Source organism: Streptococcus sp. 'caviae', assembly GCF_001937065.1.
GTDB lineage: Bacteria > Bacillota > Bacilli > Lactobacillales > Streptococcaceae > Streptococcus.
The window spans coordinates 1-256 of the sequence record NZ_MOWR01000028.1 but is presented as its reverse complement, the minus strand read 5'-3'; the positions used below and the strand labels follow the sequence as shown (position 1 = coordinate 256).

Genomic DNA, 256 nt, shown 5'->3' with positions numbered 1-256 from the left:
GCCTGATAAGCGTGAGGTCGGTGGTTCGAGTCCACTCGTGCCCATAGGAATGGTCCGTTGGTCAAGGGGTTAAGACACCGCCTTTTCACGGCGGTAACACGGGTTCGAATCCCGTACGGACTATTGTTTTGGAGGATTACCCAAGTCCGGCTGAAGGGAACGGTCTTGAAAACCGTCAGGCGTGTAAAAGCGTGCGTGGGTTCGAATCCCACATCCTCCTTTATAAAGATATCGCGGGATGGAGCAGTTAGGTAGC

Annotated in this window: 2 tRNA genes; both read left to right on the top strand. The window is 53.5% G+C overall.

The annotated features are described in order from the left end of the window. The first annotated feature begins 51 nt into the window (after positions 1 to 51). Positions 52 to 123 (top strand) — tRNA-Glu (locus BMI76_RS10520). A gap of 7 nt (positions 124 to 130) precedes the next feature. After that, positions 131 to 220: transfer RNA gene (locus BMI76_RS10515), tRNA-Ser, on the top strand. Positions 221 to 256 lie beyond the last annotated feature (36 nt).